This window comes from Microbacterium sp. T3-8, from assembly GCF_055398145.1.
In genome coordinates this window covers 2414416-2436089 of record NZ_AP027918.1, presented here as the reverse complement: position 1 = coordinate 2436089, position 21674 = coordinate 2414416, and the positions used below count along the sequence as shown (strand labels likewise).

Here is a 21674-nt window from a genome sequence, read left to right as displayed (position 1 = left end):
CTGAGAACGACATGATCAGACCTGACCTCTCCCTGCCGATTCCCGATTCGATCACGGCCGCGCACTTCATCGGCATCGGCGGTTCGGGGATGAGCGGCCTCGCTCGGATGTTCCTCGACGCGGGTATCCGCGTCTCGGGATCCGACCGGGCCGACAGCGACAACCTGCGGGCCTTGGCGGCGGCCGGTGCGACGGTGCACGTCGGGCACGACGCGGCCCACCTCGGAGATGCCGACACCGTCGTGCACACCGGAGCGATCTGGCCCGAGAACCCCGAGTTCGTCACCGCTAAGGAGCGGGGACTCCACGTGATCCATCGATCCCAGGCGTTGCACTGGCTGATCGGCGACCGTCGACTGGTCTCGGTCGCGGGGGCCCACGGCAAGACGAGCTCCACCGGGATGATCGTCACCGCGCTGCGCGGTCTCGGCGCGGACCCGCACTTCGTCAACGGCGGAGTGATCGAGCAGCTCGGCGCGTCGAGCGCCACCGGATCGGGCGACCTCTTCGTGATCGAGGCAGACGAATCCGACGGCACGTTCCTGCTCTATGACACGGCGGTCGCGCTCATCACGAACGTCGACCCCGACCACCTCGACCACTTCGGCTCGGAGGAGGCGTTCCACGAGGCGTTCGTCCGGTTCGCGGACGGCGCGTCCGAGGCGGTCGTGATCTCCAGCGACGACGCGGGAGCGCTCCGCGTCAGTGCGGACCTCTCGCACCCCCGGGTGATCACCTTCGGCCAGGCCGAGGACGCCGACCTGCGTGTGACCGAGATCGAGACCGCCGGCGGGGTCGCCGCCACGCTCACGCGCGAGGGTGAGAGCGTGCGCATGCAGCTCGCCGTCCCCGGCGTGCACAACGCGATCAACGCGGCCGGCGCGGTCGCCGTGCTCGGCGCGCTCGGCTACCCGCTCGCGGACGCCGTGCGTGCGGTGGAGGGTTTCGCCGGTACCGTTCGGCGCCTCGAGCTGCACGGCATCGCCCGGGGCGTGAGCGTCTACGACGACTACGCGCATCACCCGACGGAGGTCCGAGCGGCGCTCGAGGCGATGCGCGGCATCGCCGGATCCGGCCGCCTGATCGCGATCCAGCAGCCCCACACGTACTCGCGCACCCAGCACATGTACCAGGAGTTCGCCGACGTCCTCGAGACGTACGCCGACCACACGGTGATGCTCGACGTCTACGGCGCGCGGGAGGACCCGGTTCCCGGAGTCACGGGCGAACTCGTGAGCGGCGCGTTCCGTGATCCCTCGCACGTGCACTTCGTCGCCGATTGGCAGCAGGCCTCGGATTACACCGCGACGGTCGCGCGCGACGGCGACGTCGTGGTGACCCTCGGCTGCGGGAACGTCTACCAGATGATCCCGCAGGTGCTGGAGGCGCTGAGCCGGACCGACGGGGCGTAGCAGGTGCGACGTCCAGCTCCGCTTCCGACCGATCGGCCGAAGGAACCGGGCGCGAGTCCGTCGACGTCCCGGTCACGGCCCCGCGCGCCGCGCGAGGTCGAACCGGTGGGTGCGGAGACGACGCCGGAGAACGCCGATCCCGGTAGCGAAGCAGGAGCGGATGCGCCGATCGATGCGCCGACCGACGCATCGGGCGATGCGCCGACGTCCACGCGCGACGTCTGGCGCGCGGCCCGCGCTCGTCGGAAGGCGCTGCGGGCGGAGATCCGCCGCTTCACCCAGCGCTCCCGTCGGCGACGCATCGTCGGATGGAGCATCGTCGGCTCCCTTCTGCTGCTGGTGGGGGGCAGTGTCGCCGCCGCTTACAGCCCGCTCTTCGCCGTCGAGAAGATCACGATCGTCGGTGCCACCACCCTGGACCCCGCCGCCATCGAGGCGGCGCTCGGCGATCAGATCGGCACGCCGCTCGCGCTCGTCGACAGCAGTGAGATCAAAGCGGCGCTCATCGGCTTTCCCCTCATCGAGACATACGCGCTCGAGGCGCGCCCGCCGCACGACCTGACGGTGCGCATCGTCGAGCGCACCCCGGTGGGTGTGCTCCGCTCCGATGCCGGGTACACGCTGGTCGACGCGGCGGGCGTGGCACTCGCGACCACGACGGACCAGCCGGCAGGGCAGCCCCTCCTCGACATCGCAGGCGGTACCGACTCGAGCGCTTTCGAGAGTGCCGGCCTCGTCGTGCGCTCGCTCCCGGCGGACGTCCGCGCGCAGTTGACGGGTGTGCGTGCGACCACCGCCGATGACGTGACGTTGACGCTGAGCAGCGGACTGACGGTGGTGTGGGGAAGCGAAGACAAGTCGGCGACGAAGGGCATCGTGCTCGCGAGGGCCCTCGCCGCGAACCCCGGCGCCGGGACGATCGACGTCTCGTCCACGAACGCCGCCGTCATCGGCTGACGACTTTCGCGAGAAAACGCGCGACACGCCCATCCCGTTGCGCGCGCATGCCGATGCGGCGCATACCTTCGATCAAGAGAACGCAATACCGGGAAATACTTTACACCTCTACTTGAGGTTTAAGGTTTGGCCCGATCCAGGCTCGAAAAACTCGGAGGCCGGCCATGAGCCAGAACCAGAACTACCTCGCCGTGATCAAGGTCGTCGGCGTCGGCGGTGGCGGCGTCAACGCCGTCAACCGCATGATCGACCTCGGTCTCCGCGGAGTCGAGTTCATCGCGGTGAACACCGACGCGCAGGCGCTGCTCATGAGCGACGCCGACGTCAAGCTCGACGTCGGACGCGAGCTCACCCGCGGGCTCGGCGCCGGAGCCGACCCGGAGGTCGGTCGTCGTGCTGCCGAGGATCACGCGGAGGAGATCGAGCAGGCCCTCACCGGTGCCGACATGGTCTTCGTCACCGCGGGCGAGGGAGGCGGTACCGGAACGGGTGGCGCCCCTGTCGTCGCACGCATCGCCAAGTCGATCGGCGCTCTCACCATCGGTGTCGTGACCAAGCCGTTCTCGTTCGAGGGCCGCCGCCGCCAGAGCCAGGCCGAGGCCGGTGTCGCGAAGCTCAAGGAAGAGGTCGACACCCTCATCGTGGTGCCGAACGACCGTCTCCTCGAGATCAGCGACCGCGGGATCTCGATGATCGAGGCGTTCGCGACGGCCGATCAGGTGCTCCTCGCCGGTGTGCAGGGCATCACCGACCTCATCACCACGCCGGGTCTCATCAACCTCGACTTCGCCGACGTGAAGTCCGTCATGCAGGGCGCGGGCTCCGCGCTCATGGGCATCGGCTCCGCTCGAGGCGCCGATCGCGCGATCAAGGCTGCCGAGCTCGCCGTCGAGTCGCCCCTGCTGGAGGCATCTATCGAGGGCGCCCACGGTGTGCTGCTGTCGATCCAGGGTGGCTCCAACCTGGGCATCTTCGAGATCCACGATGCCGCGGATCTCGTCAAGGAAGCGGCGCACCCCGAGGCGAACATCATCTTCGGTACCGTCATCGACGACACCCTCGGCGACGAGGTGCGTGTGACGGTCATCGCCGCCGGCTTCGACGGCGGCGAACCGTCCCTGCGCCTCGACCCGATGGTCGTGTCGCGTCCGGCGACCGCGACGCTGCCGGAGGTCGCGCTCTCGGATGAGAAAGATGCCGTGGCGGAGGACGAGACCACCGAGACCGAGCCCTCCGCGGCTCCTCAGCGCACGCACACGACCAGCATCGAGCCGGCGTTCGCCGACGACGACATCGACATCCCCGAATTCCTGAAGTGACCGACCTGGGAGCGCGGCTGTCGGCGATCGACGAGCAGATCGCCGACGCCGCGCGCCGGGCCGGGCGAGATGCGACCGAGATCACCCGCATCGTCGTGACGAAGTTCCATCCCGCAGAGCTGGTGCGCGAGCTCGCTTCTCTCGGGGTGCGGGAGGTCGGTGAGAACCGGCAGCAGGAGCTGTCCGCGAAGCGCGACGAGCTCGAGGCGCTGGACCTCACCTGGCATTTCATCGGTCAGGCGCAGACGAACAAGGCGGCGGCGATCCGTCGCAGCGCTGACATCGTCCACTCCGTGGATCGGGTGCGCCTCGCCGACGCGCTGCATCGTGCCGCCGAGGACGACAGCGTCCTCGACGTGCTCGTCCAGATCAATCTCACGCCCGACGCCGGGCGGGGTGGCGTCCAGCCCGCCGCGGCCGCAGCTCTCGCCGAGCACGTCCTCGCGCTCCCGTCGCTTCGACTGCGCGGGGTCATGGCCGTCGCCCCTCTCGACGAGGAACCGGCATCCGCTTTCGCGCGTCTGCGCCGCGTCGCCGAGGAGGTGCGCGGCGTCGCTCCCGACGCCACGTGGATCTCCGCGGGGATGACCGGCGACTTCGCCGAGGCCATCGCCGCAGGCGCGACACACCTTCGGATCGGGTCGGCAATCACCGGCCCCCGCCCCGACCGGGGTTAACCTCTACAAAGACCAACCCGTATCGTTCGAACCGGAGGACACGATGGGTAACCCGCTGAAGAAGACCATGGTGTACCTGGGCCTCGCCGATGAGGAAGAAGCCTATGAAGAAGAGCAGCAGGCACCCGCTCGCGCTCACCGCGAGCGCGACCGAGACCGTGACCGTGAAGAGCCGGCACCGGCTCCCGTCACCCCGCTGCGCCGCCCCGTCGCCGTCCGTCAGCCCTCGGTGGGTGCCGTGAACGAGATCCTGACGGTCCACCCCAAGCAGTACCGTGACGCTCAGCTGATCGCCGAGAGCTTCCGCGAGGGCGTTCCGGTCATCATCAACCTGTCCCAGATGAGCGATGCAGACGCCCGCCGTCTCATCGACTTCGCCAGCGGTCTCTCCCTCGGCCTCTACGGTCGTATCGAGCGCGTGACCTCGAAGGTCTTCCTGCTCTCGCCGGAGAACATCGCTGTCTCGGGCCAGGGGGGTATCGCGCACGCGGACGCGGAGTCCGCGGGCTTCGATCAGTAGTAAGCCGTGCAGCTGGTCTCGATCGCCGCGAGCATCATCCATCTGGTGCTGCTGCTGTACATCTTCGTCCTCTTCGCGAGGCTGATCCTCGACTACATCCCGCTGTTCAACAGGGAGTGGCGACCGAAGGGCTTCGGCCTGGTCGTCGCCGAAGCCGCCTACACGGTGACCGATCCGCCCATCCGGTTCTTCCGGCGGATCATCCCGCCCCTGCGGATCGGCACGCTGTCGTTGGACTTCGGTTTCGCCCTGACGATGCTCATCGTGCTGATCCTGATGAACATCGTCCGGCTCTTCATCTGACCCCTGCCAGTTCTCACTCCTGGGTGTCGTGACATCGCGGCGCCAAGGTGCGGGGGCTATGCTGGCTCCCAGGTGCGCGCCCCGGGTTCGCGCCACATCACGACCACGCCATATCGACACTGGCAACCGAACTCACCGAAAGAGGAGCCATCATGGCACTTACCCCGGATGACGTCGTCACCAAGCAGTTCCAGCACGTTCGCTTCAAGGACGGCTTCGACCCGGACGAGGTGGACGACTTCCTCGACGAGATCGTCATCGAGTGGCGCAAGGCCCTCGAGGAGAACGTCGAACTCAAGGCCAAACTGGCCGCTTACGAGTCGGGCGCCACGCCCGCCGCAGAGTCGGCCGAGGCCGCTCCGGTCGCCGAGGCCCCCGCGCCTGCGGCTCCGGCACCCGTCGCCGAGGCTCCCGCGGAGCCCGCTCCCTCCGGCTCCGCCACGGCGACCGCCGGGATCATCGAGCTCGCGCAGCGTCTGCACGACGAGCACGTCGCCGAGGGTGAGGCGAAGCGCAACCAGCTCATCGCCGACGCCGAGACCGAGGTGGCCCGTATCCGCACCGAGGCGGAGGCGAAGCAGCGCGAGGAGTCGGCTCGACTCGAGCGCGAGCGCAACACGCTTGAGGCCCGGATCACCGAGCTCCGCAACTTCGAGCGCGACTACCGTTCGCAGCTGCGCGGCTACATCGAGGGTCAGCTCCGCGACCTCGACGAGAAGTCGGCCTCCACGGACTCGACGCCCGTCTCCGCGATCGGACTGTAGGTCGTAGGTCTTGAGCCCACGCCTTCCCCTTCGTCGGTCGGCGGCCGGTGCGATCGTTGCGATTCTCGCAGCGCTCGTGCTGGCCGCCGATCAGTTTGTGAAGTACCTCACCACCGAGAACCTTCCCTACCAGGAGCCGGTTCCCGTCCTCGGTGAGTTCCTTCAGCTGTACTACGTCCGCAATCCCGGAGCGGCGTTCTCGCTCGGGTCGGACGTCACCTGGATCTTCACGATCGCCCTCGCGGTCGTCGCCGGCGTCATCGTCTGGAAGGCGTTCGGTCTGCGCTCGCGGCTCTGGGCAGTCGTACTCGGCGCGCTGCTCGGCGGTGTACTCGGCAACCTCGGAGATCGCCTCTTCCGCGACCCCGGCTTCCCGGTGGGACACGTGGTCGACATGATCTCGATGCCCTGGATGATGCCCGCGATCTTCAACATCGCCGATATCTTCATCGTGTGCGGCATGATCTCGGTCGCACTGCTCGTCGTCTTCGGGCTGCGCTTCGATGGCTCCCGCGAGCGCGACCACGCGCCCGTCGAGACGGAGGAAGAGGCCGAGGCTGCGGCAGCGGAGCAGGAACTCGCGGCACGCGACGTCGTCGAACGACCGGCGGCGCCGGTCGAAGACGAGCGCTGATCGTGGAGTCGCGTTCACTGCCGGTGCCCGACGGCCTCGAGGGCGCGCGCGTCGACGCCGCTCTCGCGAAGATGCTCGGTTTCTCGCGAACCTTCGCTGCGGAGGTCGCGGCGTCGGGCGGCGTGCGCCTCGACGGCGTGACCCTCGACAAGTCCGACAGGTTGCGCGGTGGGGGCTGGCTCGAGGTCGAATGGCAGCCCAAGGAAGGTCCGAAGATCGTTCCGATCGCGGTGCCCGAACTCGGGATCGTCTTCGATGATGACGACATCGTCGTGGTCGACAAGCCGACCGGTGTCGCGGCCCATCCCTCCCTCGGTTGGGAGGGGCCGACGGTGGTGGGTGCGCTGGCGGCCGCCGGCTTCCGGGTCGCGACCAGCGGTGCGCCCGAGCGTCAGGGCGTGGTGCACCGGCTCGACGTCGGCACGAGCGGCCTGATGGTCGTCGCCAAGACCGAGACCGCCTACACGCACCTCAAGCGCGCCTTCAAGGAGCGCACGGTCGAGAAGATCTATCACGCGGTGGTTCAGGGGCATCCCGACCCGCTCGCGGGCACGATCGATGCGCCGATCGGTCGGCACCCGAACCACTCCTGGAAGTTCGCGGTCACCCCCGACGGCAAGCCCTCGGTCACCCACTACGAGACGCTCGAGGCGTTCCCCGGCGCGTCGCTTCTCGAGATCCATCTCGAGACTGGACGCACTCACCAGATCCGCGTGCACATGGCCGCGCACCGGCATCCGTGCGTCGGTGATCCTCTCTACGGGGCTGACCCCACGCTGTCTGCCCGCCTCGGTCTCGCGCGGCAGTGGTTGCATGCGCATCAGCTCGCGTTCTCGCATCCGGCTACCGGCGACTGGGTGCAGTTCGAGTCACCGTATCCGGCCGATTTCCAGCACGCCCTGGCGGTCCTCCGCGGCGAGTGATCACTCGTCGCTCCGGCGGATGTCGGATGCCGGGGCGATACTGAGGTCATGGACATCGAGGTTCGGCCCGCCACGGTCTTCGCCGACGTCGCGACCCTGGTCGGCCCGAAGAAGCCGACGTCGAACGTCTGCTTCTGCCTGAGTTATCGGATCGGCAACGCCGAGAACCAGGAGCTCCGCGGCGAGGAACGCGCCGAGCGTGTGCGCGGTCTCTGCGCGGAAGACCCGCCTCCCGGGGTGATCGCCTATCTCGACGACGAGCCGGTCGGCTGGGCGGCGGTGCATCCTCGACGCGACACGAGTTTCGCCACCAATCGCAGGATCCCGCACATCGACGACGTCGACGTCTGGTCGTTGTGGTGCATCCGGGTGCGTCCGGGGCATCGCAAGCAGGGCATCTCGCACGCCCTGGTCGACGGGGCGGTCGCTTTCGCACGCGCACAGGGGGCGCCAGCGATCGAGGCGTATCCGGTCGACAACGCGGGGGAGCGGGTCGACCTGACGATGGCCTACGTCGGCACGCGCGCGCTGTTCGAGCGGGCGGGCTTCGAGAAGTCGGCCGAGACGACTTCGCGTCTGAACGGATTCCCGCGCGTGCTGATGCGGCTCGACCTGTCGGACTGACACCCGCGGAGCCCGATCGGCGACCCGATGTCGGACGCCGAAAGTAGACTCGAACCATGGCATCCGACTCCTTCGTCCACCTGCACGTGCACAGCGAGTACTCGATGCTCGACGGGGCGGCGAAGATCAACGCGATGACCCAGGCGGCCGCGGAATACGGCATGCCGGCGATCGCCGTCACCGATCACGGCAACACCTTCGCGGCCTTCGAGTTCTACAACGCGGCGCGCAACGCGGGGGTCAAGCCCATCATCGGGCTCGAGGCGTACATGACGCCGGGCACCCACCGCAGCGACAAGACGCGCGTGCAGTGGGGATCGCCCGACCAGAAGAGCGATGACGTGTCGGGTTCGGGCGCCTACACCCACATGACGATGTGGAGCCAGAGCACCGAGGGCATGCACAACCTCTTCCGCATCAGCTCGCGGTCGAGCATGGAGGGGTACTACTTCAAGCCCCGCATGGACCGAGAACTGCTGCAGACGTACGGCAAGGGGCTGATCGCGACGACCGGATGCCCGTCGGGCGAGGTGCAGACGCGACTGCGCCTCGGGCAGTACGACGCGGCGCGCGCGGCGGCCGCCGAGTTCCAGGACATCTTCGGCAAGGAGAACTACTTCGCCGAGATCATGGATCACGGGCTCTCCATCGAGCGCCGTGTGATGACCGACCTGCTGCGTCTGGCGAAAGACCTCCACATCCCGCTGGTCGCGACGAACGACTCGCACTACACCCACCAGCACGAGGCCGACGCCCACGAGGCCCTGCTGTGCGTGCAGTCGGGATCGACGCTCGACGATCCCAATCGCTTCAAGTTCGACGGCGACGGCTATTACATCAAGACCGCGGCCGAGATGCGTCAGCTGTTCCGCGATCACCCCGAGGCGTGCGACAACACGCTCCTGATCGCCGAGCGCTGCGAGGTGGAGTTCAACACCGCGGCGAACTACATGCCGCGCTTCCCCGTGCCCGACGGCGAGACCGAGGACAGCTGGCTCGTCAAAGAGGTCGAGGCCGGTCTCCACTACCGCTACCCGGGCGGCATCCCCGACAAGGTGCGCAAGCAGGCCGAGTACGAGACCGGCATCATCCTCCAGATGGGCTTTCCCGGATACTTCCTCGTCGTGGCCGACTTCATCAACTGGGCGAAGGACAACGGCATCCGGGTCGGTCCGGGTCGTGGTTCCGGTGCGGGATCGATGGTCGCGTACGCGATGAGGATCACGGATCTCGACCCTCTTGAGCACGGCCTCATCTTCGAGCGCTTCCTCAACCCGGATCGTGTCTCGATGCCCGACTTCGACGTCGACTTCGATGACCGTCGCCGCGGCGAGGTCATCGAGTACGTGACCAAGAAGTACGGCTCGGAGCGCGTCGCGCAGATCGTCACCTACGGCACGATCAAGTCCAAGCAGGCTCTCAAGGACGCGGGGCGCGTGCTCGGGTTCCCGTTCAGCATGGGCGAGCGTCTGACCAAGGCGATGCCGCCCCCCGTGATGGGCAAGGACATGCCCCTCGACGGAATGTTCGACTCGGCCCACCCCCGGTACAAAGAGGCGAGCGAGTTCCGTGCACTGATCGACACGGATCCCGAGGCGAAGACGGTCTTCGACCGTGCGCTCGGTCTCGAGGGCCTCAAGCGCCAGTGGGGCGTGCACGCGGCCGGCGTCATCATGTCGTCCGACCCGCTGCTCGACATCATCCCGATCATGCGCCGCGAGCAGGACGGGCAGATCGTCACGCAGTTCGACTACCCGTCGTGCGAGTCGCTCGGCCTGATCAAGATGGACTTCCTGGGGCTGCGCAACCTCACGATCATCTCCGACGCGCTCGACAACATCCGTATGAACAGGGGAGAGGAGCTCGACCTCGAGCACCTCGCTCTCGATGATCAGGGCGCGTACGACCTGCTCGCGCGAGGAGAGTCGCTCGGCGTGTTCCAGCTCGACGGCGGCCCGATGCGGTCGCTCATGCGACTGATGAAGCCCGACAACTTCGGTGACATCTCGGCGCTCATCGCGCTCTACCGCCCGGGTCCCATGGGGGCGAACTCCCACACGAACTACGCGCTGCGCAAGAACGGCCAGCAGCCCATCACGCCGATCCACCCGGAGTTCACCGATTCACTCGCAGACATCCTCGAGGAGTCCTACGGTCTGATCATCTACCAGGAGCAGGTGATGGCGATCGCCCAGCGCGTCGCCGGGTTCTCGCTCGGTCAGGCAGACATCCTCCGGCGTGCGATGGGCAAGAAGAAGAAGTCCGAGCTCGACAAGCAGTTCGCGGGCTTCCAGGCGGGAATGCACGCCAACGGATACTCCGACGGGGCCGTCAATGCGCTCTGGGAGATCCTGCTTCCGTTCTCCGACTACGCCTTCAACAAAGCGCACTCCGCCGCCTACGGAGTCGTCTCGTACTGGACCGCCTACCTGAAGGCGCATTACCCGGCCGAGTACATGGCTGCGCTGCTCACCAGCGTCGGCGACTCCAAGGACAAGATGGCTCTCTATCTCAACGAGTGCCGCCGCATGGGTATCAAGGTGCTGCCGCCCGATGTGTCGGAGTCGATCAACTACTTCGCGGCCGTCGGCGACGACATCCGCTTCGGGCTCGGCGCGGTGCGCAACGTCGGAAGCAACGTCGTCGAGGGCATTGTGCAGGCGCGGAAGGACGAGCGCTTCACCTCCTTCCACCACTTCCTCGACAAGGTTCCGCTGCACGTCGCGAACAAGCGCACGGTCGAGTCCCTCATCAAGGCCGGTGCCTTCGACACGATGGGCGACTCCCGTCGCGCGCTCGTCGAGATCCACGAGGACGCCGTCGAGGCCGCCGTCGACCGCAAGCGGAACGAAGCCCAGGGCGCGATCGGATTCGACTTCGACAGCCTGTACGACGGTATGGAGGAGGCGGCGCCGGCGAAGGTCCCGCCTCGCCCGGAATGGATCAAGAAGGACAAACTCGCGTTCGAGCGGGAGATGCTGGGGCTCTACGTCTCCGATCACCCACTGGCCGGACTCGAGGTTCCGCTCGCGAAGCACGCCTCCATCTCGATCCACGACCTCAACAACTCCGAGGACCTCCAGGACGGCGACCAGGTCACCGTCGCGGGCCTTGTGACGAGTGTCCAGCATCGCGTGGCGAAGGCGAGCGGGAACCCGTACGGCATGATCACGGTCGAGGACTTCAACGGCGAGGTCACCGTGATGTTCATGGGAAAGACGTACACCGAGTTCCAGCACGTCCTCCAGCAGGATTCGATCCTCGCCGTGCGCGGGCGCGTCTCGCGACGCGACGACGGGCTCAACCTCCACGCGCAGTCCGCATTCGCTCCCGACGTCGGGTCGTTCGACGCTGCGGGGCCGCTCGCCCTGGTGCTCGCCGAGCAGCGTGCCACGGAGCGCGTGATGCACGAGCTCGCCGACGTGCTCCGGCGCCACTCGGGTGAGACCGAGGTCCTCCTGCGTGTGCATCGCGGCGGCACCGCGAAGGTGTTCGAAGTGCCCATGCCCGTGAAGGTCTCCGCCGATCTGTTCGGTGACCTCAAGTCGCTCCTCGGGCCGGGCTGCCTGGGCTGAGCGGGTAGTATCAGGACGCGTCGGAACGCGCCTCCCCCTCTGCGCGTCGTGACGAAAGGAAGACCCATGAGTACCGATATCCCCGACAACGCGGATGCCGAGAACGAGGCGTTCCTCGATGATGACGGTGTCCTGTACGACGAAGAGGTCACGCCGGAGTTCGGCATCCTCGGGTTCACCCTCCGGGAGCTCTCGATCGTCGGCGTCTGGCTCATCGCTTTCGTGGTCTCCTTCTTCCCGCTGACCGGTGGCACCTCCATCTGGGGAGCGGGTATCCAGTGGATCCTGCCGATCGGCGTGCCGACGGCAGCCGTGTTCCTGCTCGTGCTGCGGCGGTTCTCGCCCGACGGCATCCGCCGAGTCGGCTCCCTCGGGATCGATCAGTTCGCGTCGGTCGCCTTCACCGTCTCGGCGGTGACGTGGATCAGCGCGCTGTGGTCATCGATCGCCGCGGCGATCGAGTTCGGTGTCTGGACCCTCAACTGGGTCGGCATCGTGCAGCTCCTCGCTTCCCTCGCGCTGGTCGCGCTGACGGTCTTCGCTCCGATCATCCCGGGCCTGAAAGAGGACTTCCACGGCCGCCTCGTCACTCTCGCGCATCGCAACGCGAACCCGGTGCGCCCGGTGATCGCCCGCCCGCGGGCCGAGCGCGCCGCCCCCGCCGATGCGGAGGGCGCCGCCGCACCCGAGACATTCGCACCCGAGACATTCGCGCCCGAGCCGGACTCGAACGAGCCGGACACGAAAGAGCAGGCCGCGCCCGATTCCGTTTCGGCCCACGACGGATCCTGGGACGGTGCAGAGCCGCCGACCACGCGACGTGCCGCTCTCGACACCGATACCCCCGACGGCTACGCGACCGACGAGATCGCGCGCTTCGATCTGCCGCAGCAGGTCCCGCTGGCCGCGCACGCCTCGGGTGGAGGAACCGGTACCGAGGAAGCGGTCGCCGAGGAGGAGTACACCCCGTCGTACTCCCGTCGCTCCCGTACCCCTGAGATCATCTCCGACACCGGTGAGATCGAGTCCTTCCTCGAAGAGGTCGCCGAACCGGTGCCGGCTCCGGCCAGCGCGGCAGCGGAGCATCCGACCGACGTGTTCGGCGACGAGTCCGTCGTCACGGATCCCGAGGCGACCCGTCCCCGCGATTCCGCGCAGGCCGCGCAGCCCTTCTGGATCCTCGCCCCGTCCGAGCGCGACGTGCACGACGAGCGCGGCGAGGCGATCTTCCGCATCGGCCCCCAGGCCTGGGCGCTCGTGATCGAGGACCGCGGTGGCGCCTTCGTCGTCCGGCACGATGACGGCCGCATCGGATACCTCCACGACATCTCCGGCATCACGAAGGGCTGAAGTGCGAATCATCGATCTGCGAGGGCGCGAGCTCTCGCCGGCAGACATGCTCGCGGCCGTGCCGCGCGCGACCCAGGCACGCGCCGAGGCGCTCGACACGGCCGCGCGGCTCGTCGACGACGTGCGCACGCAGGGGGAGTCCGCACTGCGTGATCAGGCGGAGCGCTTCGACCGCGTCACCGAGCACGCGATCCGCGTTCCGGCCGAGCACATCTCGGAAGCGCTCGACGCGCTCGCACCCGAGGTGCGCGCCGCACTCGAAGAGGCGATCCGCCGCGTGCGTCTCGCCTCCGCTGCCCAGGTACCCGCGGATCAGACGACCCTTCTCGGTCCGGGTGCGCGCATCGTGCAGCGGTGGCAGCCCGTCACCCGCGTGGGTGTGTACATCCCCGGGGGCAAGGCGGTGTATCCGTCGAGCGTCATCATGAACGTGGTTCCGGCGCAGGTCGCCGGCGTCACGCAGATCGCCCTCGCCTCACCGCCTCAGGCCGACCAGGGCGGGCGCATCCACCCCACGATCCTCGGAGCGGCCGCACTGCTCGGCATCAGCGAGGTCTACGCGATGGGAGGCGCCGGTGCGATCGGCGCGTTCGCGTGGGGCGTCCCCGGCGTCGGGCTCGATCCCGTCGACGTGGTGTCTGGTCCGGGCAACAACTACGTGGCCTCCGCGAAGCGGGCGGTCGCGGGTGTGGTCGGGACGGATTCCGAGGCGGGAGCGACCGAGATCCTCGTCGTCGCCGATGCCTCCGCCGACGCCCGTCTCGTCGCCGCCGACCTCGTCAGCCAGGCCGAGCACGACGAGCAGGCCTCCGCGGTGCTCGTCACCGATTCCGAAGACCTCGCCGCTCGAGTGGCGCACGACGTCGCGGCTCAGGGAGCTGCCACCCGGCACAGTGACCGGGTGTCCGCCGCTCTCGACGGACCGCAGTCCGCGATCGTGCTCGTCGACGATCGTGCGATGGCGGCGGCCTTCAGCAACGCGTACGCACCCGAGCACCTCGAACTGCACCTCACCGACGCCGAGGCCGCGGCATCCGCCTTCACCAGCGCGGGCGCCGTTTTCGTCGGCGACCAGACGCCGGTCAGCCTGGGCGACTACATGGCCGGCAGCAACCACGTGCTGCCGACGGGGGGACAGGCGCGGTACGCGCCGGGCCTCGGCGCCTACACGTTCCTGCGCCCGCAGCAGGTGATCTCCTACGACCGGACCGCTCTCGCCGAGGTGCGCGACGGCGTGGTCGCGCTGGCGAACAGCGAGATCCTCCCGGCGCACGGCGAGGCGATCGAAGCACGATTCAAGGAGTAGGTTGTACGGATGCATTGCCCCTTCTGCCGTCATCCCGATTCGCGTGTGATCGACTCGCGCACGAGCGACGACGGCCTCTCGATCCGCCGACGCCGACAGTGCCCCGAGTGCGGCGGACGGTTCACGACCACCGAGACCGCGAGCCTCAACGTGATCAAGCGCTCGGGCGTGATGGAGCCGTTCAGCCGGGAGAAGGTCATCTCCGGCGTCCGTAAGGCCTGCCAGGGCCGACCGGTCACCGAAGCGGACCTCGCGATCCTGGCGCAGCGCGTCGAGGAGGCCGTTCGACAGACGGGTGTCTCGCAGCTCGACACGAACGAGATCGGACTCGCCATCCTCGGCCCGCTCCGCGATCTCGACGAGGTGGCGTTCCTCCGCTTCGCGAGCGTGTATCAGGCCTTCGACTCGCTCGAGGACTTCGAATCCGCCATCACCGATCTCCGAGCCGACCACGCGAAGGCGGAGTCCGCCGACCGGTAATCTGGCAGTGATGTATCCGCTGCTCTTCCGCGCTGTCCTCTCGCGCTTCGATCCCGAGTTCGCCCACCACGCCGGCATGGCGGTGATCCGTGTGCTCGGTGTGCTGCCGTTCTCGACCGTCACCCGCTCGCTCACGCGTCCCGATCCGTCGCTGCAGGTGAAGGCCCTCGGGCTGACCTTCCCGTCGCCGTTCGGCATCGCCGCGGGCTTCGACAAGAACGCGGTCGGCGTGCGCGGTTTCGCTGCACTCGGATTCGGTCACGTCGAGGTCGGGACGATCACGGCGATCCCGCAGGACGGGAACCCGAAGCCGCGGCTGTTCCGGCTCGTGCCCGACCGTGCGGTGATCAACCGGATGGGCTTCAACAACAAGGGAGCGGATGCCGCCGCACGGCGGCTCTCGAGGCTGCGGCGCGGTGCCCCGAACACCGTCATTGGCGTGAACATCGGCAAGAGCCGTGTCGTCGACGTCGAGGACGCGACCGCGGACTACGTCGCCTCGGCCACCCGGCTCGCGCCGCTCGCCGATTACCTCGCCGTGAACGTCTCGTCGCCGAACACGCCGGGACTCCGCGGTCTGCAGGCGGTCGAAACGCTGGCCCCGCTGCTGCGCGCCGTGCGCGACGCCTCGGGTACGACGCCGCTGCTGGTGAAGATCGCCCCCGATCTCCCCGACGAGGAGATCACCGCGATCGCTCAGATGGCCGTCGCCGAGGGACTCGCGGGGATCATCGCCCACAACACCACGATCAGTCGAGACGGATTGCGCACCGACCCCGCGATCGTCGCCGCGGCCGGAGCGGGCGGACTGTCGGGGGCGCCGCTGAAGGAACGGTCGCTCCAGGTGCTGCGCGTCGTACGCGCCGCGGTGCCCGCGGACTTCTGCGTCATCGCGGTGGGGGGAGTGGAGACGGCCTCCGACGTCGAGGAGCGCCTGGCGGCCGGCGCGACGCTGGTGCAGGGATACACGGCGTTCCTCTACCGCGGTCCGCTCTGGGCCCGGCAGATCAATCGCGGACTCCGGAACCGCCTGCCTCTGTCGCAGGGCTGACGCCCGTACGAGGAACGCCTCGTCTCCGCAGGGAGACGAGGCGTTCCTTCGTGAACGGGACTGGATCAGTCGGGGTACTGGCCGCGCTTGACCTGCGGCTTCGGCAGGCGCATGAAGCGCATCTGCAGCGAACGCATCGCGGCGTACCAGCCGAGGCCGCGTTCCATGCGCTCCTGTCCGAACTTCGCGGCGACCTTGCGCTTGACGCGGATGCCGAGGAGGATCATGCCGCCGATCGCGATGACGAGGTACGCCATCATCACGAGGTAGGCGTAGTAGGAGACCAGAGTGCTGAACGGCACGAGCGTCGCGAGGATCACGAGCACCATCACGGCCATCACGAATTCGGCGGGGTGCCAGCCGGCATCCACGTAGTCGCGCACCCAGCGGCGCTGCGGGCCCTTGTCGCGGGCCGGGAGGTACTTCTCCTCACCCGCGGCCATACCGGCCTGTGCGCGGGCTCGTCGCTCGTTGAGCTCGGCGCGGGCCGCGGCCTTGGCCTCTTTGGTGTTGGCCACGAGGGGGCGACGGCGGGCGGCCTCCTGCTCGGCGCGGCTCGGCGTCGCCCGGCCCTTTCCGACGGCGGGCGTCTCGGCGGCGTCGTCATTCGTCGAAGGGGATGCAGGAGTAGTGGCCACGAGGTTCCTCGGTTCGCTGACGGGGGATCACCTTAAGATTACTCGCATGACCTCTGCTGAGATTCCCCCTGTCTTCGAAACGGACATCCTCGAGGCGGTGGCGACCGGGAACCCGGCCGCGCTGTCGGACCTCGGGCACCTCGTCCGCATCCCGGGAATGGCCTGGCCGGCGTTCGATCAGACCCAGCTCGAGCGCAGTGCCGAGGCCGTGGCGGCGCTCGCGACGGACACCGGCGTCTTCGACGAGGTGCGCATCCTCCGTGCCGACATCCCCGGAACGGACGAGCAGGGACAGCCCGCCGTCCTGGCGACCCGTGCGGCCCGGAACGGGCGTCCCACGATCCTGCTCTACGCGCACCACGACGTGCAGCCTCCCGGGGATGACGCGCTCTGGGAGACACCGCCCTTCGAGCCGACCGTGCGCGACGGTCGCCTCTATGGGCGGGGAGCGGCCGACGACAAGGCAGGGATCATGGCGCACATCGCCTCCATCCGCGCCGCGGCGGAGGTGATCGGCGACGACCTCGATCTCGGGATCGCGATGTTCATCGAAGGCGAGGAGGAGTACGGCTCGCGCTCGTTCGCGCAGTTCCTCTCCGACAACAAGGAAGCTCTGCGTGCCGATGCGATCGTCGTCGCCGATTCGGGCAACTGGGATTCGACGACGCCCGGACTCACCGTGTCGCTGCGGGGGAACGCGCGGTTCACGATGCGCGTCCGCACCCTCGACCACGCCTCGCACTCGGGGATGTTCGGTGGGGCGGTGCCCGACGCGATGATGGCGACCGTCACGCTCCTCTCGACGCTGTGGAACGCCGACGGCTCGGTGGCCGTGGACGGGATGACGGAACGGGAAGCGGCGACACCGGAGTACACCGAGGAGACGTTGCGCGATGAGGCCGGGCTCCTGCCCGGCACGATGCCCATCGGCGGGGGCACGATCCTCAGCCGCATCTGGAACAAGCCGTCGGTCACCGTGATCGGCATCGACGCCACGAGCGTGGCCGCGGCGTCCAACACGCTCCTCCCCGAAGTGACGGTCGTCATCAGCGCCCGCGTCGCACCGGGCCAGACCGGGCAGGAAGCGTACGAGGCTCTGGAACGTCACCTGCGTGCGCACGCCCCGTTCGGCGCGGAGCTGACGTTCTCCGACGTCGACCTGGGTAACGGTTTCCTCGTCGACACCTCCGGATGGGCGGTCGCGCTCACACGCGACGCCATGCGAGACGGGTACGGCGTCCCTCCCGTCGATCTGGGCGTCGGCGGCTCCATCCCGTTCATCGCCGACCTGGTGCGGGAGTTCCCCGAGGCGCAGATCCTCGTCACCGGCGTGGAGGATCCGCACTCCCGCGCCCACAGCCCGAACGAGTCGCTGCATCTCGATACCTTCCGCAACGCGGTCGCGACCGAGGCGCTCCTGCTGGCTCGGATGAACGCTCTCACGCTCCCGCAGTGACCCTCAGTCGCACGGTTCTCTCCGGATCTCGCCGACTTCGCCGAGGGCGGCGGTAGAATTGCGGGGAAAGCCGTGCGACTGCGGCCCGTCACAAGGAGCGACATGAGCGACACCACCCTGACCTCAGAGACCACCAAGGCCCACGGCATCAGCCTCACCGACGCGGCCGCGACCAAGGTGAAGAACCTGCTCGAGCAGGAGGGTCGCGACGACCTTCGCCTGCGCGTCGCCGTCCAGCCCGGCGGATGCTCCGGCCTGATCTACCAGCTCTACTTCGACGAGCGCTACCTCGAGGGCGACGAGACCGTCGACTTCGACGGCGTCGAGGTCATCGTCGACAACATGAGCGTGCCGTACCTCGATGGTGCATCCATCGATTTCAAGGATTCGATCTCGGAGCAGGGCTTCACGATCGACAACCCCAACGCGGCCGGCAGCTGCGCCTGCGGCGACAGCTTCCACTGAGCGGAACCACCCCGTCAACCTGCGTGGTTGGCATGAATCGGGTGTGAGGTTGCTCTAGACTTGGGTGTGCCCTATCCGCAATCTGAAAGGTGCATCGTGCCCTCGAAACGCCGCCGCCTTCGTTGGGCCGCACTCCCTCTGGGAGTCGCGGCAGCTGTGGCCCTGGCGGGATGTACCACCGCCGAGCTGAACGGCTATCTCCCCGGCTTCGTCGATGATGGCCCCGCTGCCACCAACCAGACCGAGCGCGTGTCGTCGCTCTGGGTGAACTCCTGGATCGTCCTTCTCGCCGTCGGTGTCATCACCTGGGGCCTCATGGCCTGGGCCGCGATCGCATACCGCCGTCGCAAGGGCCAGACGGGTCTTCCCGTCCAGATGCGCTACAACATGCCGATCGAGATCTTCTACACGATCGTGCCGCTGATCCTCGTGCTCGGGATGTTCTTCTTCACCGCGCGTGACCAGGCCGCGATCGAGACGCAGTGGGACGACCCCGACGTCGAGATCACCGCGATCGCGAAGCAGTGGGCGTGGGACTTCCAGTACGACGCCGATTCCGAGGACGACACCGTCTGGACGATGGGTATTCAGGCCCAGCCCGACGCCGAGGGCAACATCGACCAGTCGCAGCTGCCGACGCTGGTGCTCCCGGTCGACCAGAAGGTCACGATCAAGCTGCAGTCCCGCGACGTCATCCACTCCTTCTGGATCATCGACTTCCTCTACAAGAAGGACATGTACATCGGCAAGGACAACTCCTGGTCGTTCATCCCCACCCGCGTGGGGGAGTACGCCGGGAAGTGCGCCGAGCTCTGCGGCGAGTACCACTCGATGATGCTCTTCAACGTGAAGGTCGTCGAGCAGGACGAGTACGACGCGTACCTCGAGACCCTCAAGGACAAGGGCAACACGGGAGACATCACGGACGCTTACGACCGTCTGTCGAACTACCCCGGAACGACCCCGAAGAACGACTCCGAAGAAGGAGAGGAGTAAGCCATGTCGACGACTGAAGCACCCCGCACCGACGAGGCGAACCGCTCCCGTCCCACGACTCTGCCCCCGCGCCAGGCCTCGCTCATGAGCTCTTCGCGCGTCGAGCAGAAGGGCAACATCGTCGTCAAGTGGATCACCTCCACCGACCACAAGACGATCGGGTACATGTACCTCATCGCCTCGGTGCTGTTCTTCCTCCTCGGAGGAGTGATGGCCCTCGTCATCCGCGCCGAGCTCTTCGCTCCGGGTATGCAGATCATCCCGACGAAGGAGCAGTACAACCAGCTGTTCACGATGCACGGCACCATCATGCTGCTGATGTTCGCGACGCCGCTGTTCGCGGGCTTCGCCAACGCGATCCTGCCCCTGCAGATCGGCGCCCCCGATGTCGCGTTCCCGCGTCTGAACGCCTTCGCCTTCTGGCTCTTCCTGTTCGGATCGACGATCGCCGTCGCCGGCTTCCTCACCCCTCAGGGCGCGGCATCCTTCGGATGGTTCGCCTACCAGCCCCTCGCGAGCGCCTCGTTCTCGCCGGGAGCGGGTGGAAACCTGTGGATGCTCGGACTCGGAATCTCGGGATTCGGCACCATCCTCGGCGCGGTGAACTTCATCACCACGATCATCACGATGCGTGCACCGGGCATGACGATGTGGCGCATGCCGATCTTCTCCTGGAACACGCTCGTCACGAGCCTCCTGATCCTGATGGCATTCCCGGTCCTCGCGGCCGCGATCTTCGCCGCCGGCGCCGACCGCGTGCTCGGTGCCCACATCTACGACCCGGCCAACGGCGGCGTCCTGCTCTGGCAGCACCTGTTCTGGTTCTTCGGGCACCCCGAGGTCTACATCATCGCGCTGCCGTTCTTCGGCATCGTCTCGGAGATCTTCCCGGTGTTCAGCCGCAAGCCGATCTTCGGTTACAAGACGCTCGTCTACGCGACGATCGCGATCGCCGCTCTCTCCGTGGCCGTGTGGGCTCACCACATGTACGTCACCGGATCCGTGCTGCTCCCGTTCTTCGCGCTGATGACGATGCTCATCGCCGTGCCGACGGGTGTGAAGATCTTCAACTGGATCGGCACGATGTGGCGAGGGTCCGTGACCTTCGAGACTCCGATGGTCTTCTCGCTCGGCTTCCTCGTCTCGTTCGTCTTCGGCGGTCTGACGGGTGTCATCCTGGCGGCCCCGCCGCTGGACTTCGCTCTGTCTGACTCCTACTTCGTCGTGGCGCACTTCCACTACGTCGTCTTCGGAACCGTCGTGTTCGCGATGTTCGCCGGCTTCTACTTCTGGTGGCCGAAGTGGACCGGACGCATGCTCAACGAGCGTCTCGGCTATGTCCACTTCTGGATGCTGTTCATCGGCTTCCACATGACCTTCCTCATCCAGCACTGGCTGGGCGTCGACGGCATGGTGCGTCGTTACGCGGACTACTCCGCGGCCGATGGCTGGACCTGGCAGAACCAGGTCTCGACGATCGGTGCGATGATCCTCGGCGCGTCCATGCTGCCGTTCTTCCTGAACGTCTGGATCACGGCCCGCAAGGCGCCGAAGGTCACCGTCAACGACCCGTGGGGCTACGGAGCATCGCTCGAGTGGGCGACCTCCTGCCCGCCGCCGCGTCACAACTTCACGTCGATCCCGCGCATCCGCAGCGAGCGCCCGGCCTTCGACCTGAATCACCCCGAAGCAGCGGAGTTCGCCACCACGGCTCCGGGCGAGCGAGAGGTCCACTGAGCCATGCGCGACAACGTCATTCTCTGGTGGATTCTCACCGCTTTCTTCGCACTGGTCGGAGTGATCTACACCGGCTGGCACATCCTCGCGACGCCGGACGACAACTTCGCCATGCGGATCGAGTGGGTCGGCACGACCGCACTGTTCTTCGCCGCCTTCATGGGCGCGATGATCGCGTTCTACCTCGACCGCACGCACAATGCGCAGGGTGGAGAGCTGCCGGAAGACATCCTGACGTCGGACATCGACGACGGCGACCCCGAGCTCGGCGAGTTCAGCCCGTGGTCGTGGTGGCCGCTGGTCCTGGCGGCCTCCGCCGGTGTCTTCGTGGTCGGTCTGGCCGTCGGACACTTCCTCCTGCCGATCGGCCTGGCGATCTTCGTCGTCGCGATCGTCGGCTGGGTGTACGAGTACTACCGCGGTAACTTCGCTCGCTGATCGGGCGAACGAACGAAGAGGCCCCCGGGATTCCCGGGGGCCTCTTCTG

At 67.6% G+C, this 21674-nt stretch carries 21 protein-coding genes; 20 read left to right on the top strand and 1 reads right to left on the bottom strand.

Annotated features, from left to right (window positions below; genetic code table 11):
- Positions 1 to 11 precede the first annotated feature (11 nt).
- The 15 genes from murC to ACZ5Y9_RS11605 all read left to right on the top strand — a co-directional run bounded on the left by murC (position 12) and on the right by ACZ5Y9_RS11605 (position 15895).
- Positions 12 to 1412 (top strand): UDP-N-acetylmuramate--L-alanine ligase, encoded by a 1401-nt coding sequence (gene murC / locus ACZ5Y9_RS11675; protein WP_464471397.1) that lies wholly within the window; start codon positions 12 to 14, stop codon positions 1410 to 1412.
- 105 nt (positions 1413 to 1517) lie between these two features.
- Positions 1518 to 2369 carry a cell division protein FtsQ/DivIB gene (locus ACZ5Y9_RS11670; RefSeq protein ID WP_464471396.1) on the top strand — a complete coding sequence of 284 codons (852 nt, stop codon included), beginning with the start codon at positions 1518 to 1520 and terminating at the stop codon, positions 2367 to 2369.
- Positions 2370 to 2533: 164 nt separating this feature from the next.
- Complete coding sequence (gene ftsZ, locus ACZ5Y9_RS11665) at positions 2534 to 3688, top strand: cell division protein FtsZ (protein ID WP_247622089.1); 1155 nt, start codon at positions 2534 to 2536, stop codon at positions 3686 to 3688.
- Entirely contained in the window at positions 3685 to 4365 is a 681-nt protein-coding gene (locus ACZ5Y9_RS11660; RefSeq protein ID WP_464471395.1) for a YggS family pyridoxal phosphate-dependent enzyme, read from the top strand. The genes ftsZ and ACZ5Y9_RS11660 overlap by 4 nt, the downstream gene beginning before the upstream one ends.
- A 43-nt stretch (positions 4366 to 4408) precedes the next feature.
- On the top strand, positions 4409 to 4885 hold the full coding sequence (locus ACZ5Y9_RS11655; RefSeq protein WP_247956408.1) for a cell division protein SepF: 477 nt from the start codon (positions 4409 to 4411) through the stop codon (positions 4883 to 4885).
- A 6-nt stretch (positions 4886 to 4891) separates the two neighbouring features.
- The gene (locus tag ACZ5Y9_RS11650) at positions 4892 to 5188 is read left to right on the top strand and encodes a YggT family protein (RefSeq protein ID WP_247622092.1); all 297 of its coding nucleotides are present in this window, start codon (positions 4892 to 4894) and stop codon (positions 5186 to 5188) included.
- Positions 5189 to 5340: 152 nt separating this feature from the next.
- Complete coding sequence (locus ACZ5Y9_RS11645) at positions 5341 to 5952, top strand: DivIVA domain-containing protein (RefSeq protein WP_464471394.1); 612 nt, start codon at positions 5341 to 5343, stop codon at positions 5950 to 5952.
- Between the two features lie 97 nt (positions 5953 to 6049).
- Entirely contained in the window at positions 6050 to 6586 is a 537-nt protein-coding gene (gene lspA / locus ACZ5Y9_RS11640) for a signal peptidase II (protein ID WP_247622094.1), read from the top strand.
- A 2-nt stretch (positions 6587 to 6588) separates the two neighbouring features.
- Positions 6589 to 7509: an RluA family pseudouridine synthase gene (locus ACZ5Y9_RS11635; protein WP_464471393.1), complete on the top strand. Its 921-nt coding sequence runs from the start codon at positions 6589 to 6591 to the stop codon at positions 7507 to 7509.
- 48 nt (positions 7510 to 7557) lie between these two features.
- The gene (locus ACZ5Y9_RS11630) at positions 7558 to 8133 is read left to right on the top strand and encodes a GNAT family N-acetyltransferase (protein ID WP_404596187.1); all 576 of its coding nucleotides are present in this window, start codon (positions 7558 to 7560) and stop codon (positions 8131 to 8133) included.
- Between the two features lie 56 nt (positions 8134 to 8189).
- Positions 8190 to 11708: a DNA polymerase III subunit alpha gene (gene dnaE / locus ACZ5Y9_RS11625; protein WP_464471392.1), complete on the top strand. Its 3519-nt coding sequence runs from the start codon at positions 8190 to 8192 to the stop codon at positions 11706 to 11708.
- A gap of 66 nt (positions 11709 to 11774) precedes the next feature.
- Positions 11775 to 13058: a hypothetical protein gene (locus ACZ5Y9_RS11620; RefSeq protein WP_464471391.1), complete on the top strand. Its 1284-nt coding sequence runs from the start codon at positions 11775 to 11777 to the stop codon at positions 13056 to 13058.
- 1 nt (position 13059) lies between these two features.
- On the top strand, positions 13060 to 14364 hold the full coding sequence (gene hisD / locus ACZ5Y9_RS11615; RefSeq protein WP_464471390.1) for a histidinol dehydrogenase: 1305 nt from the start codon (positions 13060 to 13062) through the stop codon (positions 14362 to 14364).
- A 9-nt stretch (positions 14365 to 14373) separates the two neighbouring features.
- Positions 14374 to 14844 (top strand): transcriptional regulator NrdR, encoded by a 471-nt coding sequence (gene nrdR / locus ACZ5Y9_RS11610; protein ID WP_247622100.1) that lies wholly within the window; start codon positions 14374 to 14376, stop codon positions 14842 to 14844.
- Positions 14845 to 14854: 10 nt separating this feature from the next.
- A complete protein-coding gene (locus tag ACZ5Y9_RS11605) occupies positions 14855 to 15895 on the top strand; it encodes a quinone-dependent dihydroorotate dehydrogenase (protein WP_464471389.1) in 1041 nt (346 codons plus the stop codon).
- Positions 15896 to 15960: 65 nt separating this feature from the next.
- Here ACZ5Y9_RS11605 and ACZ5Y9_RS11600 read toward each other — a convergent pair whose 3' ends face one another.
- Complete coding sequence (locus ACZ5Y9_RS11600; RefSeq protein WP_247622102.1) at positions 15961 to 16533, bottom strand: DUF3043 domain-containing protein; 573 nt, start codon at positions 16531 to 16533, stop codon at positions 15961 to 15963.
- A gap of 46 nt (positions 16534 to 16579) precedes the next feature.
- On the opposite strand from ACZ5Y9_RS11600, the gene ACZ5Y9_RS11595 reads away from it, so the two are divergent.
- From ACZ5Y9_RS11595 to ACZ5Y9_RS11575, 5 genes are all read left to right on the top strand, one after another.
- Positions 16580 to 17989 carry a M20/M25/M40 family metallo-hydrolase gene (locus ACZ5Y9_RS11595; protein WP_464471388.1) on the top strand — a complete coding sequence of 470 codons (1410 nt, stop codon included), beginning with the start codon at positions 16580 to 16582 and terminating at the stop codon, positions 17987 to 17989.
- Between the two features lie 102 nt (positions 17990 to 18091).
- Complete coding sequence (gene erpA, locus ACZ5Y9_RS11590; protein WP_247622104.1) at positions 18092 to 18454, top strand: iron-sulfur cluster insertion protein ErpA; 363 nt, start codon at positions 18092 to 18094, stop codon at positions 18452 to 18454.
- A gap of 96 nt (positions 18455 to 18550) precedes the next feature.
- Positions 18551 to 19450 (top strand): aa3-type cytochrome oxidase subunit II, encoded by a 900-nt coding sequence (gene ctaC, locus ACZ5Y9_RS11585; RefSeq protein ID WP_247622105.1) that lies wholly within the window; start codon positions 18551 to 18553, stop codon positions 19448 to 19450.
- Positions 19451 to 19453: 3 nt separating this feature from the next.
- Entirely contained in the window at positions 19454 to 21187 is a 1734-nt protein-coding gene (gene ctaD / locus ACZ5Y9_RS11580) for an aa3-type cytochrome oxidase subunit I (RefSeq protein ID WP_247622106.1), read from the top strand.
- A gap of 3 nt (positions 21188 to 21190) precedes the next feature.
- Entirely contained in the window at positions 21191 to 21625 is a 435-nt protein-coding gene (locus ACZ5Y9_RS11575; protein WP_247622107.1) for a cytochrome c oxidase subunit 4, read from the top strand.
- The last annotated feature ends 49 nt before the right edge of the window (positions 21626 to 21674 follow it).

Bases quoted from the DNA above. Each gene is read 5' to 3' on its own strand.
- ACZ5Y9_RS11645 (WP_464471394.1), top strand. From the start codon at position 5,341: ATGGCACTTACCCCGGATGACGTCGTCACCAAGCAGTTCCAGCACGTT.
- murC (WP_464471397.1), top strand. From the start codon at position 12: ATGATCAGACCTGACCTCTCCCTGCCGATTCCCGATTCGATCACGGCC.
- ACZ5Y9_RS11605 (WP_464471389.1), top strand. From the start codon at position 14,855: ATGTATCCGCTGCTCTTCCGCGCTGTCCTCTCGCGCTTCGATCCCGAG.
- ACZ5Y9_RS11630 (WP_404596187.1), top strand. From the start codon at position 7,558: ATGGACATCGAGGTTCGGCCCGCCACGGTCTTCGCCGACGTCGCGACC.
- ACZ5Y9_RS11620 (WP_464471391.1), top strand. From the start codon at position 11,775: ATGAGTACCGATATCCCCGACAACGCGGATGCCGAGAACGAGGCGTTC.
- ftsZ (WP_247622089.1), top strand. From the start codon at position 2,534: ATGAGCCAGAACCAGAACTACCTCGCCGTGATCAAGGTCGTCGGCGTC.
- erpA (WP_247622104.1), top strand. From the start codon at position 18,092: ATGAGCGACACCACCCTGACCTCAGAGACCACCAAGGCCCACGGCATC.
- dnaE (WP_464471392.1), top strand. From the start codon at position 8,190: ATGGCATCCGACTCCTTCGTCCACCTGCACGTGCACAGCGAGTACTCG.
- ACZ5Y9_RS11575 (WP_247622107.1), top strand. From the start codon at position 21,191: ATGCGCGACAACGTCATTCTCTGGTGGATTCTCACCGCTTTCTTCGCA.
- ACZ5Y9_RS11595 (WP_464471388.1), top strand. From the start codon at position 16,580: ATGACCTCTGCTGAGATTCCCCCTGTCTTCGAAACGGACATCCTCGAG.
- nrdR (WP_247622100.1), top strand. From the start codon at position 14,374: ATGCATTGCCCCTTCTGCCGTCATCCCGATTCGCGTGTGATCGACTCG.
- ctaD (WP_247622106.1), top strand. From the start codon at position 19,454: ATGTCGACGACTGAAGCACCCCGCACCGACGAGGCGAACCGCTCCCGT.
- ACZ5Y9_RS11655 (WP_247956408.1), top strand. From the start codon at position 4,409: ATGGGTAACCCGCTGAAGAAGACCATGGTGTACCTGGGCCTCGCCGAT.